We start from the raw sequence: 17741 nt of genomic DNA, 5'->3' as shown, positions 1-17741 counted from the left end.
CGCTCCCACAATGGGTTCCGGGCCAGCCGAAAATCGCTGGTCGCCTCAATCCCCCTGTGGGAGCGAGCCTGCTCGCGATGAGGCCGCCCGGATCACCCCAGCTCTATCGCCACCACCTCAATCGCCAGGTCCCCCACCGGCCGCTTCCAGACCACCTCATCCCCGACCCTGGCACCCAACAACGCCCGCCCCAGCGGCGATCCCCAATTGATCAGCCCACTGGCCGCCTCGGCCTGGTCCTCGCCCACCAATTGCACTCGCTGCTCATGGTCATGCTCATCGACAAACGTCACCCAGTGCCCGATCCGCACTTGATCGACTGAAGTGGCCGTTACGACCTGCGCGCTTTTCAAGCGCTGGTTGAAGTACCGCAGATCCCGTTCGATGTCCGCGATGCGTTGTTTGTCCGTCTGGTCTTTCCTGGCGGCCTGCTGGCTGTGCTGCGCCTGCAATTGGGCGACCCGGGCCTGCAACTGAGCGAGTCCGGCGGGTGTAACGTAGTTGATTTGCGCGCTGACCTGGCGTTCGACCGGCTGATCGGCCTGGGCGGCGGCGCTGTCTTCGTTGACGAAGGCGCGACTCATGGTGTTCTCCTCTATTGGAGTTTGGGCCATGGTCGCAGGCTTTTGGTTTCGACGGATGTCTGTACGCGACTCACTGCGAACGATAAGCCCGGGCGGCATCCCGGTCTTTCTCCTGCTGCCAGGCCCGCTCGCGCTCGTCCCAATGACGCTCCCGGTAGGCGTCACGCTCCTCGCTCTCACGCATGGCCTGGCATTGGCGGAAACCATCGCTCCAACCTTCGGCGTAGCGCGGGTCCTTGAGGTAACGGGGCACGTCTTTCCTGAATTGGCCGGTGATCGCGCCGGCCGCTTGCCGGCCACTGCTGCAACCGTCGTCGTAGCCATCGGCGAAGGCGGGGGGATAACCCCTGGCGATCAGGTCTTCGTGGGTGGTTTCACAGCCACCGAGCAACATCAGCACACCCAGCACTACCGCCACGCGCCTCATTTTCCGCATTCCTGCCATCACCGCTTATAGAACAAGTCTAGAAGCGGATTTGTCAGGTGCGTGTGAAAGCGCTGTGATTAATCCGTTGTTGGGCTTTGCTTGATCAATAGTGATACCACTTCACCTCAAGCATCACCTCGTTTTCCGGCGTAGCCAGATGACTGAATTCCCGCTGGGCACTCAGGCGCAGGCCGAGGTTGCGGGACAGTTCCCATTGCTGGTTCAGGCTCAGGCTACGGCGCACTTCACCGTTGACGAAATAATCGCCCTTGGCTTCCAGGCTGAGGTTGCCCAGTGGGTTTTTCCACAACAGGCCCGTGTTGAAGCCGGCGGCCGGGGCGATGAACTGGGCGAAGTCATTGTTGTGTTCGACCCGCACCGTGCCGAGGGCGAACCCCAATGTATCGTCCCCCAATGACCAGGTACCGCCGGCACCGCCGTTGACATGGCTGACCAGGGTTTCATCGTCGTGCTTGCCCGGCACCCGCTCCAGGCCACCCGTGACTTGCCACGACAGCGGTTGCAGCAGCTCGTTGCGCGGGGTCAGGGAGCGAATGGTCGCCAAGTCCAGTTGTTGCACCTGCCAGTCGTTGCCTTCGTACTGACGCAGTTTCAATTGCAGGATTTCGATCTGAGCCCCCAACGGGAAACTCTCGGTGTTGTCGTTGAGGTCGTGATAGGCCATGCGCAGGCCATATTCGCCGAAGGCCCGGTCGCCTCGCGTGCCCAGGCCGGCTTGCCAGGTGCGCGACTCGTGGCCGTCTTCGGGCAGGCCCGGTTGCGGAATGTCGAGTTCCGGCGCGGGGTTCTGGTTAATCGCCCGCAGCAGCTCGAAACTGCGCTGGGCACGCTGCGGATCGCGCTCCTGGCCGTTGGCCCGATAGCGCTCAAGGCGGTAGGCCGCGTCGATGACCAGCGCCTGGCGATCCCGGGGTAGAGCCTTGAACTCGGGCGCTTGCAGGTTTTGCTGGTCAGCGCTGACTTTCAGGACCCATTGCTGCTCGTCATCGCTCAGCGGCTCGGCGCGGCTGAGCAGTTCTCGTTCACGGGAGGGTCGGTACTGGATGCTTTCCACCAACCCGGCTTCCTTGACGGCCTTCACGGTGTCGGTGGGGATCGCCGTCAGCGGGAATTGTTCGGTCAGGCGCAGGCTGGGACGAGCCACTTGCAGCAGTTCCAGCAGACGATAGGAGCAGTTTTCATCGAAGAAGAAATAGTCGAACTGGATCTGCTTGAGTTCCCACACATGCTCGACCATGCGCTCTGTTTCCGCCTGGCTCAGGTTAAGACGGTATTCCCACAGGTCGCGGTTCTCCAGGCTACGGTACTCGGAAAGTTTTTCCTGATAGGGCACCAAGGCGAACAGGCCGGGATAGCCGCCCATCAGGCCTTTCCAGGCGTAGAGTAGGCTGTTGTCCGAGCCCTCGATGTAGGCGCCGAAATTGATCGCATAGCTGAGCAGGGCGGTCTTGTCGCTTTGCACGTCGGCCTGGTCGATGCGCAGCAAGGTGTGGCCGAACATCGAAGACGGGCTGTTGAGGTAGGCGGCCGGGAAGATCATCACCGCACTGTGGGGTGAAACGTCCTTGAACCATTGGCTGAATTCACTGCAATCGACTGTCGGCAGGTCCGTCAGGTTGAGCTGCGCTTTCAGCCAGCGTGTGCGCGCCGGATACACGCACTGGGCATGTCGCTGGCCGGTGTTGGTCGGACCGTAAAGGGCCTGCAGCGTGGCACTCAATTCATGGTCGGGATGTTCGTTGCCATCGGGCGCGAGGAAAAATTTCCTGTCGCTGATATAGCTGCGCCAGCCACCCAGCTTCGCGGTTTCGTAATGCCCCAGGGATATCCAGAAGCGGTCATTGGCCAGTTGCTGCAAACGTTGAGTGTCGAAATGAGGCGCGGCGGACAGCGGGGCGCACACACAGAGCGCCAGCCAGGCAAGGCGTTTGAGCATAGTCGGCTACTTGGAAAGTCGAAAATAAAGACCAAAAGGGCCCAAAAAAGAAAACCCGCTCCCCGAAAGGAGCGAGTGGGGTCGAGCTTAAGCTTGAGTTGCGTACTTGGCCAGGCGAGGGTCGTTTTTCAGCACGGCCAGGGTGTTGGTATGCACGTCTTCCGCGGTCACGTCAGCTTTGTTGAAGATTTGCTGGAAGTGCTCGTGGGTGACGGCGGAGAAATGCGCGCGGTCTTCCGGTGCCACGCCCAGTACCACGGCGTAGGTGGTCAGCGCTTCGCCTTGCCCCTTGGCCATGTCTTCGGACAGCTCGTTCATCATGCCATTCATGGCCAGCCAGGACTTGCCGCCGTAGGTCAGCGCGGCGTTGGTGGAGCAGCCGTTGGTGCCGGAGGTCATGCCGAAGGTGGCGTTGCCGGAGGTGCCGTTGGTGGTGGATGCCAGGAAGTGAGCCGGAGTGCCACGCTGACCTTCGAACAGCATGTTGCCCCAGCCGCAATCCGGGCCGCCCGGCGCCTGAGCCATGGCGTTGAGGGATACAGCGGTGAAGAGAGTACCGAGAAGAATCCGTTTCATAGCTATGTTCTCTTTATGTGCATACCAATGGACAGGTCTGGCCCGTGGCGGTTGAGCCAGGTGCCAGTGGGCCGGTTATTGTTCCAGCCGCGCAGTTTGGAGTTTAGGCACGATCCACGGGTTCCGTGACATTTTGCAAAAACTATCTTTCCCGTCATGAATTTACCGGCGCCGGCCCAGGGGGAGCCTCTTGACTATGCTTTGGCCTGAGGCGCTCCTTGCCAGTGCGGTACGCGCAGCGCCAGAATGCCGTTATCTGCCCCGCCTGATGTAAGGAAGCCCGATGCCTGATCCTGTTGCTGCCAGCTTGCGTCTAGCGCCCGAAGCGCTGACCCGTCCGTTTTCCGCTGAACAGTTCAGCTTCTCTACCACCAATGATCTGGAGCCCTTCCGCGGTGTGCTTGGCCAGGAACGTGCGGTCGAAGCATTGCAGTTCGGCGTGGCCATGCCGCGCCCCGGTTACAACGTATTTGTCATGGGCGAACCTGGCACCGGCCGGTTTTCGTTCGTCAAGCGCTACCTCAAGGCCGAAGGCAAGCGCATGCAGACCCCGGCCGATTGGGTCTATGTCAATAATTTCGACGAACCTCGCGAGCCTCGGGCCCTGGAGCTGCCTTCCGGCACCGCCGGCGCTTTCATCGCCGACATCAACGGCCTGATCGACAACCTGCTGGCGACTTTTCCTGCGGTGTTCGAGCATCCGTCCTACCAGCAGAAAAAAAGTGCAATCGACCGTGCCTTCAACCAGCGCTACGACCGCGCCCTCGACGTGATCGAGCGCCTGGCATTGGAGAAGGATGTCGCGTTGTATCGCGACAGCAGCAACATCGCCTTTACCCCGATGAGCGAAGGAAAGGCCCTGGATGAGGCAGAGTTCGCCCAACTGCCGGAGGCTGATCGCGAACGTTTTCATGATGACATCTCCGGTCTGGAAGAGCGCTTGAACGAAGAGCTCGCCAGCCTGCCGCAGTGGAAACGCGAGTCCAACAACCAACTGCGCCAGCTCAACGAAGAAACCATTACCCTGGCCCTGCAGCCGTTGCTGGCGCCACTGTCTGAAAAATATGCGGAGAACGCGGCGGTCTGCGGTTATCTGCAGGCGATGCAGGTCAATCTGCTCAGGACGGTGGTCGAGCAACTGGTGGACGACAGCAAGAGCGACGCCGTCGCCCGCAAGTTGCTGGAGGAGCAATACGCGCCAAGCCTGGTGGTCGGGCATCCGGCCAGTGGCGGGGCTCCGGTGGTGTTCGAGCCGCACCCCACCTATGACAATCTGTTCGGGCGCATCGAATACAGCACGGACCAGGGCGCGCTCTACACCACCTACCGGCAGTTGCGTCCCGGCGCCTTGCACCGGGCCAACGGCGGCTTCCTGATCCTGGAAGCGGAAAAGATGCTGGGCGAGCCGTTTGTGTGGGACGCGCTCAAGCGCGCCCTGCAATCGCGCAAGTTGAAAATGGAGTCGCCCCTGGGTGAGCTGGGACGACTGGCGACGGTGACCCTGACGCCGCAGCACATTCCACTGCAGGTCAAGGTGGTGATCATCGGCGCTCGCCAGCTCTATTACGCCCTGCAGGACCTGGATTCGGATTTCCAGGAAATGTTTCGCGTGCTGGTGGACTTCGACGAAGACATTCCCATGGGCGACGAGAGCCTGGAGCAGTTCGCCCAGTTGCTCAAGACCCGTACCTCGGAAGAGGGTATGGCGCCGCTGACCGCTGATGCTGTGGCACGCCTGGCGACCTACAGTGCGCGCCTGGCCGAACACCAGGGACGCCTGTCGGCGCGCATTGGCGATCTGTTCCAACTGGTCAGCGAGGCGGACTTCATCCGCCAGTTGGCCGGCGACGAGATGACCGACGCCGGCCATATCGAGCGTGCCCTCAAGGCCAAGGCCACCCGCACCGGGCGTGTCTCGGCGCGAATCCTCGACGACATGCTGGCGGGGATCATCCTGATCGACACCGATGGCGCCGCCGTGGGCAAATGCAACGGGCTGACGGTACTGGAAGTGGGGGATTCGGCGTTTGGCGTGCCGGCACGGATTTCCGCGACGGTGTATCCGGGCGGCAGCGGTATCGTCGACATCGAGCGCGAGGTCAACCTCGGCCAGCCGATCCACTCCAAAGGCGTGATGATCCTCACGGGCTACCTGGGCAGCCGCTACGCCCAGGAATTCCCGCTGGCGATTTCGGCCAGCATCGCTTTGGAACAGTCCTACGGCTATGTCGATGGCGACAGCGCTTCCCTGGGCGAGGCTTGCACCCTGATCTCCGCCTTGTCGAAGACGCCGCTGAAACAGTGCTTCGCCATCACTGGTTCGATCAACCAGTTTGGTGAGGTGCAGGCCGTGGGTGGGGTCAACGAGAAGATCGAGGGCTTCTTCCGCCTCTGCGAGGCCCGCGGGCTGACCGGCGAGCAAGGTGCGATCATTCCCCAGGCCAACGTCGCCACCCTGATGCTCGATGAAAAAGTACTGGCCGCCGTGCGGGCAGGGCAGTTCCACGTTTACGCGGTGCGCCAGGCGGACGAGGCCCTGAGCCTGCTGGTGGGTGAGCCCGCCGGTGAGCCGGATGAAAACGGTGAATTTCCTGAAGGCAGTGTCAATGCCCGTGTCGTGGAGCGGCTGCGAGTGATTGCCGAAATGGTCAGCGAGGAGGACATCAAGGAGGCGGAAAAGGAACTGGCGCAACAAGCGCTGGCGGAGGCCAAGCCTGCCTGATCTTTTTCCAGGCCATGCAATCCCCTGTGGGAGCGAGCCCTGCTCGCGATGACGGTCAAACAGTCGATAAAGGTGTCGACCGCTACACCGCTGTCGCGAGCAGGCTCGCTCCCACAGTGGTTTTTCATTTTTGAAATTGTGCAGCGATCGTGGCTGGAAGTGACGCCACTTTGGCGTCAATATCCACACTATGACCATTCGGCGCATTCTGGTCTCGGTGCGCTTGCGAGCGGAACTTTTCTTCTATTCTCAGTTCAAGGATAACGAGAGCCATCATCGGATCGAAACAGCCTTTGCAGGCTGAATACGGTATCACTGAGGGGCGCCGCCATGTCGCGCAACCTTTGCCTCACCCGTCAATGCCTGGGCCTGGTCACCCGTATCGAATGCGCTGTGCGCCCGCTGGCGGGCGATAACGGTATGTGGACCTTGCTCTTCGCCGCCGGTATGGCCGGCGAACAACCTTCCGCCCTCAAGGCCCAAGGCCCTTTTCCCGGTCCGAACGCCGCTGAATCCATCCTCGACACCATCGTTCAAAGCCTGACGTTGCACGGCTATGAGCTGGCCGATGACCCGCAAATCTGGTGCCTGCACATGCAAGCCCAGTTGCGTGAAATCAATGGTGGGCGCAGCCGCAGCGGCGGAAGCTTCGAGTTTCGGCCGCCCCATTGATGACCCCCAACGGGAGGGCAGAGCATTGATATGAAAGCGTGGACCAGGGAGGGTGCGGGCGTTTGTGAGGGCCAGGGCGGCTGATATACTCGCCGCCATTTAAGCCCTGGTGTGAGATTCAATGGAACGCTTTATCGAAAATGCAATGTATGCCTCCCGCTGGCTGCTGGCGCCGATCTATTTCGGGCTGTCCCTGGGTTTGCTGGCGTTGGCGCTGAAATTTTTCCAGGAAGTCTTTCACGTCATTCCCAACGTGTTTTCCATGGCCGAGTCCGAGATGATCCTGGTGCTGTTGTCGCTGATCGACATGGCGCTGGTGGGCGGCCTGCTGGTGATGGTGATGATTTCCGGCTACGAAAACTTCGTCTCGCAACTGGACATCGCTTCCGACAAGGAAAAGCTCAATTGGCTGGGCACCATGGACTCTTCTTCGCTGAAAATGAAGGTCGCGGCCTCCATTGTGGCGATCTCGTCCATCCATCTGTTGCGTATCTTCATGGATGCCAAGAATGTCGATCCGGAGCACCTGATGTGGTATGTGATCATCCACATGACCTTCGTGGTGTCGGCCTTCGCCATGGGTTACCTGGACAAGCTGACCAAGCACTGAGGTCCATACGACGCCCGCCTGCCTGGCCGCAGGCGGGCGTTGTCGTTTCCGGCGGAGCGCTTTGATGAACGAGCGCTCATCCGTCGCGGCATCTGTGCTAGTCTGCTCGCCCTTTTGGTTCCGGGCGCTCCGGGAGGCGGTGTGTCACGCACAGCCTTATCCCGAGCCGTCCCCACAGCGGAGCAGTACCATGTCCGAAGTTAACCTGTCCACCGACGAAACCCGCGTCAGCTACGGCATTGGCCGTCAGTTGGGCGACCAACTGCGCGACAACCCGCCACCGGGCGTCAGCCTGGACGCGATTCTGGCTGGCCTGACCGACGCTTTCGCCGGCAAGCCGAGCCGTGTGGGCCAGGAAGAAATGTCCGCCAGTTTCAAGGTCATCCGCGAAATCATGCAGGCCGAAGCCGCCGCCAAGGCTGAAGCCGCTGCTGGCGCCGGTCGTGCTTTCCTGGCTGAAAACGCCAAGCGCGAAGGCATCACCACCTTGGCTTCGGGTCTGCAATTCGAAGTGCTGACCCAGGGTGAAGGCGCCAAGCCGACCCGTGAAGACCAGGTGCGTACCCACTACCACGGCACGCTGATCGACGGCACCGTGTTCGACAGCTCCTACGATCGTGGCCAGCCAGCTGAATTCCCGGTTGGCGGCGTGATCCCGGGCTGGACCGAAGCGCTGCAATTGATGAACACCGGCAGCAAATGGCGCCTGTACGTGCCGAGCGAGCTGGCTTACGGCGCTCAAGGCGTTGGCAGCATTCCGCCGCACAGCGTTCTGGTGTTCGACGTCGAGCTGCTGGACGTTCTGTAAGATTCTGTCTTAACGCCGGGCAAATATGTGGGAGCAGTCTTGCTCCCACATGACCTCTGCGTTCATCCGTGGAACCTGCCGCTGAAATCACTCGTCGGGCGCAACGCCCGGGCATAGCAGAACAGGAACAGGTTGCGCACCAATTCCTTGAGCACCGTCGGCTCGCTGGAATTGAGGCTGGTGAGGTCCAGATCTCCCTGGTCCTGTAGTTCGTTCAGGGCGTCTTCTTCTATCACCGCGCAGACTTCCCCGGTTTCCCGATGCAGAATCCTGAGATAGGGATGTGGGCGGTCCAGCCAGGCATCGATCAAATAAGTCATGGTGCTCATCTCCTTGATGGGTTCGATGAGAATAATTCTTATTCGCTAAATAGCAAGGCTCTATTTGTATTCCGAATTTTTTTCGGACGATGGGTTGTGGCTGCTCAAATCGCAGACATTGGTCGAGGGCGCGGAAACACGGGCTGAAACGAGGAGGGGGTGGCGCCATCCCACGTCGGGCGCGGGATGGAATCACAGATGAATCAGACTTTTCTGACGAACTCGGATTTGAGCTTCATCGGACCGATGCCATCGATCTTGCAGTCGATGTCATGGTCGCCATCGCACAGGCGGATGTTCTTGACCTTGGTGCCCACCTTGACCACCAGCGACGTGCCCTTGACCTTGAGGTCCTTGATCACGGTGATGGTGTCACCGTCCTGCAGGACGTTGCCGACCGAATCCTTTTTCACGGTGTCCTCGGACGCCGTTTCAGCTTCGTCACTGGCGGACCATTCGTGGGCACACTCCGGGCAGACCAGCTGGGTGCCGTCTTCGTAGGTGTATTCGGAATTGCATTTCGGGCAGGGAGGCAGCGTGCTCACTAAGGTTCCTTGGGTGTCAGGAGGGCAAAAGGGCGCACATTATATAAGGTTTTACAGCAGGAAGGGCAGGTTTGATCCTAATGTGGGAGCGAGCCTGCTCGCGATGGCGTACTTGCATTCAACATCTGAGTTGACGGTTACACCGTTATCGCGAGCAGGTCTTTCATGCAGTTGGTCGATCAGTGGGTACGAGCCACCGCAAACTCGCTCAGCTCAACCAGTGCATCACGGTATTCGCTGGCCGGCAGGGCGTCGAGGCATTTGATGGCGCGGGCAACATAGTCCCGAGCGAGTTTCGCGGTGTATTCCAGCGAGCCGGACGCTTCGACCGCTACACGAATGCTTTCCAGGTCTTCGATCCCGCCTTTCTGGATGGCCTGGCGCACCAGCGCCGCCTGTTCAGGCGTGCCTTCGCGCATGGTGTAGATCAGCGGCAGGGTCGGCTTGCCTTCGGCCAGGTCGTCGCCGACGTTCTTGCCCAGGGTTTCGGCATCACCCTTGTAATCCAGCAGGTCGTCCACCAGTTGGAAGGCCACGCCCAGGTGATCGCCAAAGGTGCGCAGCGCTTCGCTCTGTTCGGCTGTGGCGCCGGCCAGGGCGGCCGCGCTGTGGGTCGAGGCTTCGAAGAGCATCGCGGTCTTGCCGCGGATGACCTCCATGTAGGTTTCTTCCGTGGTGCTGGCGTCGCGCACCTTGGACAGCTGAAGGACTTCGCCTTCGGCAATGATGCGGGTCGCCTGGGACAGAATCTTCATGACCGGCATCGAGCCCAGTTCGACCATCATTTCGAACGAGCGCGAGTACAGGAAGTCGCCCACCAGGACGCTCGGTGCGTTGCCCCACATGGCATTGGCGGTCGAGCGGCCACGGCGCATGCCGGACATGTCGACCACGTCATCGTGCAGTAGAGTCGCGGTGTGCAGGAACTCGATGGTGGCGGCCAGCAGGCGCAGGTCGTCGCCTTCACGGCCCAGGGCCTTGCCGCACAAAAGCACCAATAAAGGACGCAGGCGCTTGCCGCCAGCCGAGGTGATATAGTCGCCAATCTTCGAGACCAGCGGCACTCGGGAAGTCAGCTGCTTCTTGATGATGCCGTCAACGGCACTAAAATCGTCCGCCACTGCGCGGTAGAAAGCTTGGGGTTGCATCAGCGACAGGCGCTCCAGAAGGGTTGCGCGGCATGCTAGGACCCATGTCCGGGGCTGTCAAGGCGCGATGGACGGCTACTTGCAAGGCTCCGTTGGCTTGCGTACAATCGCGCACCCTGAACTTCCTGGGCAGCACCTGCCTTACGCAATTGCATCCCGGGCCTTCCAGCCCATGCAGCCATGCCAGCCAATACCTTTTTCTATAAAGCGCTGGGTGAGCAGGATTATCGGAGAAATACCATGTCGTACGCAGTAATCGTTACTGGTGGCAAGCAATACAAGGTCGCCCCAGGTGAATACCTGAAGATCGAAAAACTGGAAGTCGCCACCGGCGAATCCGTGACTTTTGATCGTGTTCTGTTGGTCGCCAATGGTGACGACGTGAATATCGGCGCTCCAGTCGTTGCTGGCGCTACCGTTGTGGCTGAAGTGATCTCCCAAGGTCGTCACGATAAAGTCCGCATCATCAAGTTCCGTCGTCGTAAGCACCACATGAAGCGTATGGGCCACCGCCAGTGGTACACCGAGATCAAAATCACCGGTATTCAGGCTTAATTTCAGCCTAATTCCTCACTAGGAGAATTGAACTCATGGCACACAAAAAAGCTGGTGGTAGTACCCGTAACGGTCGCGACTCAGAAGCCAAACGCCTTGGCGTGAAGATGTATGGCGGCCAGGCTATCAAAGCAGGCAACATCATCGTGCGTCAGCGCGGCACCCAATTCCACGCTGGCTACGGCGTGGGCATGGGCAAGGATCACACCCTCTTCGCTAAAATCGAAGGCGTGATCAAGTTCGAAGTAAAAGGCGCCTTCGGTCGTCGTTACGTAAGCGTTATCGCAGCTTAATTGCGAGCTCGCTGGAAAAGCCCTGTCTTGCGACGGGGCTTTTTCGTTTGTGGGGTGAGTCTCTTGCAAAGCTGTTTGTATGGGCTGTCGGCGCTGCAATTGGGGCGTGAATCAGGCCGCTGCGCTCATTTTTGCAAGAGTCTTATGTCTTGTTTTTTCGGCTCGTCCATATGACGAGAGGCGTGTGTCATGAAATTTGTTGATGAAGTATCGATTCGAGTAAAGGCGGGCGACGGCGGCAATGGCTGCATGAGTTTCCGTCGGGAAAAATTCATTGAAAACGGTGGTCCGAACGGCGGTGATGGCGGCGACGGCGGCTCGATCTTCATGGTCGCCGACGAAAACCTCAATACCCTGGTGGATTACCGTTACACCCGGCACTTCGATGCCGAGCGTGGTTCCAACGGCGGCAGCACCGACTGCACCGGCAAAAAGGGCGAGGATCTGATTCTGCGCGTGCCAGTGGGCACCACGGTGATCGACTCCGCCACCCAGGAGGTCATTGGTGATCTGACCAAGCCGGGCCAGCGCTTGCTGGTGGCCCAGGGTGGTTGGCATGGCCTGGGTAACACCCGTTTCAAGTCCAGTACCAACCGTGCGCCACGCCAGACCACGCCGGGCAAGCCGGGCGAGCAGCGTGACCTGAAGCTGGAAATGAAAGTGCTGGCCGACGTAGGGCTGTTGGGGCTGCCGAACGCCGGCAAGAGTACGTTCATTCGCTCGGTTTCGGCTGCCAAGCCCAAGGTCGCCGACTACCCGTTCACCACCCTGGTGCCAAACCTGGGCGTGGTTAGTGTCGATCGTTGGAAAAGCTTCGTGATCGCGGATATTCCGGGTCTGATCGAAGGTGCTTCCGATGGTGCGGGTCTGGGGATTCGCTTCCTCAAGCATTTGTCCCGCACTCGCCTGTTGCTGCACCTCGTGGACATGGCGCCTCTGGATGAAAGCAATCCTGCCGACGCCGCCGAAGTGATCGTCAGCGAGCTGGCCAAATTCAGTCCGGCCCTGGTCGAGCGTGACCGTTGGCTGGTGCTGAACAAGTGTGACCAGATCCTTGAGGAAGAGCACGAGGAGCGGGTCAAGGAAATCGTCGATCGGCTGGAATGGGAAGGTCCGGTCTACGTGATCTCGGCTATCGCCAAAGAGGGTACCGAGCGCCTGTGTCACGACATCATGCGTTATCTGGAAGATCGCGCCGACCGGCTGGCCAATGATCCTGTCTACAAGGAAGAATTGGCTGAGCTCGACCAGCGTATCGAAGACGAAGCGCGTGCGCAGTTGCAGGCGCTGGATGACCAGCGTGCCTTGCGTCGCAGTGGCGTGAAGTCGGTTCATGACATCGGTGATGATGATTGGGATGAAGAAGACGTGGATGACGAGGACGGTCCGGAAATCATTTACGTACGCGACTGACATCCAAGGCGTGCCTGGCTCCCGTGGGGGCGAGGCTTGTCTGCGATGACGGTATATCTGGCGAGGCGCGGTGTTATCATCGCAGTCAGCCGGTTCCCAGGCGCCGCTCATTCGAGCGGCGTTTTGGTATCTGTAGAACGCAAATACGAATAATCCCATGGGCGGCGCTGGGTCGCGCCGTTCGCTGGCAAAGGTTGAAGAAAATGCGGAGCAAGGTGACGGGTGCGCGGCGTTGGGTCGTGAAGATCGGCAGCGCACTGCTGACGGCGGATGGCAAGGGGCTGGACCGCAAGGCAATGGCGGTATGGGTCGAGCAGATGGTGGCCTTGCATGAGGCTGGCGTCGAGCTGGTGTTGGTCTCTTCGGGGGCGGTGGCGGCTGGCATGAGTCGCCTGGGCTGGACGTCGCGACCCAGCGCGATGCACGAATTGCAGGCTGCTGCTGCCATTGGCCAGATGGGGCTGGTACAGGCCTGGGAGTCCAGCTTTGCCGAGCATGATCGCCATACGGCGCAGATCCTTCTGACCCATGACGACCTGTCCGACCGCAAGCGTTACCTCAATGCCCGCAGCACCTTGCGTGCGTTGGTGGAGTTGAAGGTCATTCCGGTGATCAACGAGAACGACACCGTGGTCACCGACGAAATCCGTTTCGGCGATAACGATACCCTGGCTGCGCTGGTGGCGAACCTGGTGGAGGCGGATTTGCTGGTGATCCTCACGGATCGCGATGGCATGTTCGACGCCGATCCGCGTACCAATCCCGACGCCAATCTGATCTACGAAGCCCGCGCTGACGACCCGGCGCTGGATGCGGTGGCTGGCGGTACCGGTGGTGCCTTGGGGCGTGGCGGTATGCAGACCAAGCTGCGTGCAGCGCGGCTGGCGGCACGTTCCGGGGCGCACACCATTATTGTCGGCGGGCGTCTGGAGCGGGTGCTGGATCGCCTGAAAGCGGGCGAGCGCATCGGTACGTTGCTGTCGCCTGAGCGTGGCATGCTCGCCGCTCGCAAGCAGTGGTTGGCGGGGCATCTGCAAACCCGTGGCACGTTGGTGTTGGACGCTGGTGCCGTGTCGGCGCTGTCGCAAGGCAATAAAAGCCTGCTGCCGGTGGGGGTGAAACTGGTCCAGGGTAGCTTCCGTCGTGGCGAAATGGTGGTTTGCGTGGCGCCGGATGGTCGTGAGATCGCCCGTGGCCTGGCCAACTACAGTGCTCTGGAGGCGCAGAAAATCATCGGCCAGTCGTCAGATGCGATTGTGGGCCTGTTGGGCTACATGGCTGAGCCGGAACTGGTTCATCGTGACAACCTGATTCTCGTCTAAGGAAAACTCATGGGTGTGGCAAAAGGATTGATTGGCTTGCTGCTGGCGTTGCCGCTGCTGGCCTCGGCCGAGGAAATCGGTCAGGTGTCCACAGTATTTAAATTCGTCGGCCCGAACGACCGGATCGTGGTCGAGGCATTCGACGACCCCAAGGTCGAGGGTGTGACTTGCTACCTGTCGCGGGCCAAGACCGGCGGCGTAAAGGGTGGTCTGGGTCTGGCCGAAGACCGTGCCGAGGCGTCCATCGCTTGTCGTCAGGTAGGACCAATCAGCTTCAAGGGTGAGCTCAAGGATGGTGAGGAAGTGTTCAGAGAGCGCACATCGCTGGTGTTCAAGACCATGCAGGTAGTGCGTTTTCTCGACAAGAAACGCAATACGCTGGTTTATCTGGTCTACAGCGACCGGGTGATCGAAGGCAGTCCGCAGAATGCGGTCACGGCGATTCCGATCCTGCCGTGGTCTCGTCCTCAATAAGTTCGCGCGCAACCCCTGTGGGAGTGAGCCTACTCGCGATAGCGGTGTAACAGTAGCGGCAAGTCGTCTGACACTCCGCTGTCGCGAGCGGGCTCGCTCCCACATTTTATATTGCGGTGTGTTTGCAAAATTGCAGGCAATAAAAAACCGACCCTGAGGTCGGTTTTTTAACGAGCGCGTCGCTTAGGCAGCAGCGGCAACGTTCAGGGCCTTTACGTGGCCATTCAGGCGGCTCTTATGGCGAGCAGCCTTGTTCTTGTGGATGATGCCTTTATCGGCCATGCGGTCGATAACAGGCACAGCCAGAACGTAAGCAGCTTGGGCTTTTGCAGCGTCTTTTGCGTCGATGGCCTTGACTACGTTTTTGATGTAGGTACGAACCATGGAACGCAGGCTGGCGTTGTGGCTGCGACGCTTCTCAGCCTGTTTTGCACGTTTTTTGGCGGAAGGTGAGTTGGCCACCGTCGAGCTCCTCGAAAGACTTTTTGGGAAATAGCAAACAAAATAGGCCGCGAATCATGCCGATGAGTTGAGGTCTTGTCAAGGGCGGGTGACGCGTTCCGCTGAATGGCAGGTACGGCGCACCGGATGATTTCTTTCCGGCGTGCGACCTGTAAACTCGCGGGCTTTGGCGCTGTGCTGTTGGCGGCGCGGAGTATCGCACAAGTGGGCGCGTAGTTCGCCTGCTGTTTATCGACAGGCAAGAACTCTTTTCATGAATCTGCTCAAATCGTTGGCCGCCGTCAGCTCTATCACGATGCTTTCCCGTGTCCTGGGGTTCGTTCGCGATACGTTGATCGCACGGATCTTCGGTGCCGGGATGGCCACTGACGCCTTCTTCATCGCCTTCAAGTTGCCCAACCTGCTGCGCCGGATCTTCGCCGAAGGAGCCTTTTCCCAGGCATTCGTGCCGATCCTGGCGGAATACAAAAGCCAGAAGGGCGACGAGGCGACTCGCACATTCATTGCCTACGTCAGCGGTTTGCTGACCCTGGTACTGGCGTTTGTCACGGCGGCCGGCATGCTCGCCGCGCCCTGGGTGATCTGGGCGACGGCGCCGGGGTTCACTGACACCCCGGAAAAATTCCAACTCACCAGTGACCTGTTGCGGGTGACCTTTCCTTATATATTGCTGATCTCCCTGTCATCCCTGGCCGGCGCGATCCTCAATACCTGGAACCGTTTCTCGGTGCCGGCCTTCGTGCCGACTCTGCTCAACGTCAGCATGATCGTGTTTGCGGTGTTCCTGACGCCGTATTTCAATCCGCCGGTGATGGCCCTGGGGTGGGCGGTGCTGGTGGGCGGGTTGGCGCAACTGCTGTATCAACTGCCTTACCTGAAAAAGATCGGCATGCTGGTGCTGCCACGGTTGAATCTGCGCGACAGCGGCGTCTGGCGGGTGCTTAAGCAGATGTTGCCGGCGATCCTCGGCGTTTCGGTAAGCCAGATTTCCCTGATCATCAACACGATTTTCGCCTCGTTCCTGGTGGCCGGCTCGGTGTCGTGGATGTATTACGCCGACCGCCTGATGGAGTTGCCGTCCGGGGTGCTGGGCGTGGCGCTCGGCACGATCCTGCTGCCGACCCTGGCCAAGACCTACGCCAGCCAGGATCGCCAGGAATACTCGCGCATTCTCGATTGGGGGCTGCGGCTGTGTTTCGTGCTGGTGCTGCCGTGTGCCCTGGCGCTCGGGATCCTGGCCGAGCCCCTGACCGTGTCACTGTTCCAGTATGGCCAGTTCAATGCGTTCGATGCCGCCATGACCCAGCGGGCCCTGATCGCTTATTCGGTGGGGCTGCTCGGGATCATCCTGATCAAGGTGTTGGCGCCAGGCTTCTATGCCCAGCAGAACATCCGCACGCCGGTGAAGATCGCCATTTTCACCTTGGTGATGACCCAACTGTTCAACCTGTTGCTGATCGGTCCGCTGGCTCATGCCGGCTTGGCCCTGGCAATCAGCATCGGTGCCTGCCTCAACGCCGGTTTGCTGTTTTACCAGCTGCGCAGACAGAAGATGTATCAGCCGCAACCGGGCTGGGGCAAATTCGGTCTCAAGCTGCTGGTGGCCGTGGGGGTGATGTCGGCGGTCCTGCTCGCGGGAATGTATTTCATGCCGGCCTGGGGTGGGGGGCAGATGCTGGAGCGTTTCCTGCGCCTGGGCCTGCTGGTCGTGGCCGGTGTAGTCGCGTATTTCGGCATGTTGCTGCTGCTGGGGTTCCGTCTGCGGGACTTCAATCGCAAGGCCTTGAGCTGACGACGGGCCGCGGGCGGGTAGCGGTTTTGTCGGTTCGATCACTTTGGGTTACGGTGTTGCCTGTCGTTGGCCGCCGGGTGTGGTTATAATCGGCCACTTTATGAGCAAGAAGCGCGTTATGCAGCTGGTTCGAGGCCTCCACAACCTGCGTCCCCGGCATCGGGGCTGTGTCGCCACCATTGGCAACTTCGACGGTGTTCACCGTGGCCACCAGGCTATCCTGGCGCGGCTGCGTGAGCGTGCGCTGGAGTTGGGCCTGCCCAGCTGCGTGGTGATCTTCGAGCCGCAGCCCCGGGAATTCTTTGCCCCGGACACCGCGCCGGCCCGCCTGGCCCGGTTGCGGGACAAATTGCAGTTGCTGGCTGCCGAAGGCATCGACCGGGTCCTGTGCCTGGCCTTCAACCAACGGCTGAGCCAGCTCAGTGCGGCCGACTTTGTCGAGACCATCCTGGTGGACGGCCTTGGCATCAAGCACCTGGAGGTCGGTGACGACTTCCGTTTCGGTTGCGACCGGGCAGGGGATTTCACGTACTTGCAGCAGGCCGGTATCGCCCATGGCTTCACTGTCGAAGCGGCGCAGACCGTCGAGATGGATGGCTTGCGAGTCAGCAGCACCCAGGTTCGCAACGCCCTGGCGGCCGCCGATTTCGCATTGGCCGAACGCTTGCTCGGGCGGCCGTACCGGATTGCGGGACGGATCCTGCACGGGCAGAAGCTGGCGCGCCAATTGGGGACGCCGACCGCCAACGTGCAACTCAAGCGCCGTCGCGTGCCATTGACCGGTGTGTACCTGGTGAGTGTCGAGATCGACGGCAAGGCCTGGCCCGGTGTCGCCAATATCGGCGTACGCCCCACGGTCCAGGGAGATGGCAAGGCCCATCTCGAAGTACATGTTCTGGATTTTGCCGGCGATCTGTATGACCGGCGTTTGACGGTGGTTTTCCACCATAAGCTGCGTGAAGAGCAGCGTTTTGCCTCTCTGGAGGCGCTCAAGACGGCGATCCATGCAGATATCGCCGCCGCCCGTGCCCTTGTCGCAACCAGCGCCAATCGCTAATGAA

19 protein-coding genes are annotated in these 17741 nt (G+C 60.3%); 11 read left to right on the top strand and 8 right to left on the bottom strand.

The window, feature by feature from the left end:
* Positions 1-92 precede the first annotated feature (92 nt).
* The 4 genes from EGM97_RS20810 to EGM97_RS20795 form a co-directional block, all read right to left on the bottom strand.
* Positions 93-584: a GreA/GreB family elongation factor gene (locus tag EGM97_RS20810; protein ID WP_238963897.1), complete on the bottom strand. Its 492-nt coding sequence runs from the start codon at positions 582-584 to the stop codon at positions 93-95.
* A 70-nt stretch (positions 585-654) separates the two neighbouring features.
* Positions 655-1011 (bottom strand): hypothetical protein, encoded by a 357-nt coding sequence (locus tag EGM97_RS20805; protein WP_238963900.1) that lies wholly within the window; start codon positions 1009-1011, stop codon positions 655-657.
* A 103-nt stretch (positions 1012-1114) separates the two neighbouring features.
* On the bottom strand, positions 1115-2968 hold the full coding sequence (locus tag EGM97_RS20800; protein ID WP_238963902.1) for an Lnb N-terminal periplasmic domain-containing protein: 1854 nt from the start codon (positions 2966-2968) through the stop codon (positions 1115-1117).
* Between the two features lie 87 nt (positions 2969-3055).
* Complete coding sequence (locus tag EGM97_RS20795) at positions 3056-3544, bottom strand: DUF3015 domain-containing protein (protein WP_053153656.1); 489 nt, start codon at positions 3542-3544, stop codon at positions 3056-3058.
* A 283-nt stretch (positions 3545-3827) separates the two neighbouring features.
* On the opposite strand from EGM97_RS20795, the gene EGM97_RS20790 reads away from it, so the two are divergent.
* From EGM97_RS20790 to EGM97_RS20775, 4 genes are all read left to right on the top strand, one after another.
* Positions 3828-6266 (top strand): Lon protease family protein, encoded by a 2439-nt coding sequence (locus EGM97_RS20790; RefSeq protein WP_053153653.1) that lies wholly within the window; start codon positions 3828-3830, stop codon positions 6264-6266.
* 330 nt (positions 6267-6596) lie between these two features.
* A complete protein-coding gene (locus EGM97_RS20785) occupies positions 6597-6938 on the top strand; it encodes a PA4575 family protein (protein WP_238963904.1) in 342 nt (113 codons plus the stop codon).
* A 121-nt stretch (positions 6939-7059) separates the two neighbouring features.
* The gene (locus EGM97_RS20780; protein WP_238963906.1) at positions 7060-7548 is read left to right on the top strand and encodes a TIGR00645 family protein; all 489 of its coding nucleotides are present in this window, start codon (positions 7060-7062) and stop codon (positions 7546-7548) included.
* A gap of 190 nt (positions 7549-7738) precedes the next feature.
* Positions 7739-8356, top strand: coding sequence for an FKBP-type peptidyl-prolyl cis-trans isomerase (locus EGM97_RS20775; protein WP_053153644.1), 618 nt, complete (start codon positions 7739-7741; stop codon positions 8354-8356).
* Between the two features lie 62 nt (positions 8357-8418).
* Here EGM97_RS20775 and EGM97_RS20770 read toward each other — a convergent pair whose 3' ends face one another.
* The 3 genes from EGM97_RS20770 to EGM97_RS20760 all read right to left on the bottom strand — a co-directional run bounded on the left by EGM97_RS20770 (position 8419) and on the right by EGM97_RS20760 (position 10369).
* Positions 8419-8676 carry a PA4570 family protein gene (locus tag EGM97_RS20770; RefSeq protein WP_053153642.1) on the bottom strand — a complete coding sequence of 86 codons (258 nt, stop codon included), beginning with the start codon at positions 8674-8676 and terminating at the stop codon, positions 8419-8421.
* A gap of 203 nt (positions 8677-8879) precedes the next feature.
* Positions 8880-9221 carry a zinc ribbon domain-containing protein YjdM gene (locus tag EGM97_RS20765; protein WP_238963908.1) on the bottom strand — a complete coding sequence of 114 codons (342 nt, stop codon included), beginning with the start codon at positions 9219-9221 and terminating at the stop codon, positions 8880-8882.
* Positions 9222-9400: 179 nt separating this feature from the next.
* Complete coding sequence (locus tag EGM97_RS20760; RefSeq protein ID WP_053153636.1) at positions 9401-10369, bottom strand: polyprenyl synthetase family protein; 969 nt, start codon at positions 10367-10369, stop codon at positions 9401-9403.
* Between the two features lie 240 nt (positions 10370-10609).
* Between EGM97_RS20760 and rplU the strand changes: the two genes are divergently transcribed.
* The 5 genes from rplU to EGM97_RS20735 all read left to right on the top strand — a co-directional run bounded on the left by rplU (position 10610) and on the right by EGM97_RS20735 (position 14426).
* Positions 10610-10924: a 50S ribosomal protein L21 gene (gene rplU / locus EGM97_RS20755; protein ID WP_007950961.1), complete on the top strand. Its 315-nt coding sequence runs from the start codon at positions 10610-10612 to the stop codon at positions 10922-10924.
* A gap of 35 nt (positions 10925-10959) precedes the next feature.
* The gene (rpmA, locus tag EGM97_RS20750; protein ID WP_053153633.1) at positions 10960-11217 is read left to right on the top strand and encodes a 50S ribosomal protein L27; all 258 of its coding nucleotides are present in this window, start codon (positions 10960-10962) and stop codon (positions 11215-11217) included.
* A gap of 189 nt (positions 11218-11406) precedes the next feature.
* The gene (cgtA, locus tag EGM97_RS20745) at positions 11407-12630 is read left to right on the top strand and encodes an Obg family GTPase CgtA (RefSeq protein WP_238963910.1); all 1224 of its coding nucleotides are present in this window, start codon (positions 11407-11409) and stop codon (positions 12628-12630) included.
* 203 nt (positions 12631-12833) lie between these two features.
* Positions 12834-13952: a glutamate 5-kinase gene (gene proB / locus EGM97_RS20740; RefSeq protein WP_238963913.1), complete on the top strand. Its 1119-nt coding sequence runs from the start codon at positions 12834-12836 to the stop codon at positions 13950-13952.
* Positions 13953-13961: 9 nt separating this feature from the next.
* The gene (locus EGM97_RS20735) at positions 13962-14426 is read left to right on the top strand and encodes a CreA family protein (RefSeq protein ID WP_238963920.1); all 465 of its coding nucleotides are present in this window, start codon (positions 13962-13964) and stop codon (positions 14424-14426) included.
* Between the two features lie 183 nt (positions 14427-14609).
* Here the strand turns inward: EGM97_RS20735 and rpsT are convergent, their stop codons facing one another.
* Entirely contained in the window at positions 14610-14888 is a 279-nt protein-coding gene (gene rpsT / locus EGM97_RS20730; RefSeq protein ID WP_007970922.1) for a 30S ribosomal protein S20, read from the bottom strand.
* A 253-nt stretch (positions 14889-15141) separates the two neighbouring features.
* Between rpsT and murJ the strand changes: the two genes are divergently transcribed.
* Together murJ and ribF are read left to right on the top strand one after the other, a co-directional pair.
* Positions 15142-16680, top strand: a complete 1539-nt coding sequence (murJ, locus tag EGM97_RS20725) for a murein biosynthesis integral membrane protein MurJ (protein ID WP_238963922.1) — start codon at positions 15142-15144, stop codon at positions 16678-16680.
* Positions 16681-16798: 118 nt separating this feature from the next.
* Entirely contained in the window at positions 16799-17737 is a 939-nt protein-coding gene (gene ribF, locus EGM97_RS20720; RefSeq protein WP_238963924.1) for a bifunctional riboflavin kinase/FAD synthetase, read from the top strand.
* The last annotated feature ends 4 nt before the right edge of the window (positions 17738-17741 follow it).

Source organism: Pseudomonas sp. AF32, from assembly GCF_022342325.2.
Classification (GTDB): Bacteria; Pseudomonadota; Gammaproteobacteria; order Pseudomonadales; family Pseudomonadaceae; genus Aquipseudomonas; species Aquipseudomonas uvaldensis.
Note: the sequence above shows the minus strand (reverse complement) of the source record. Positions and strands in the feature narration are given on the sequence as shown.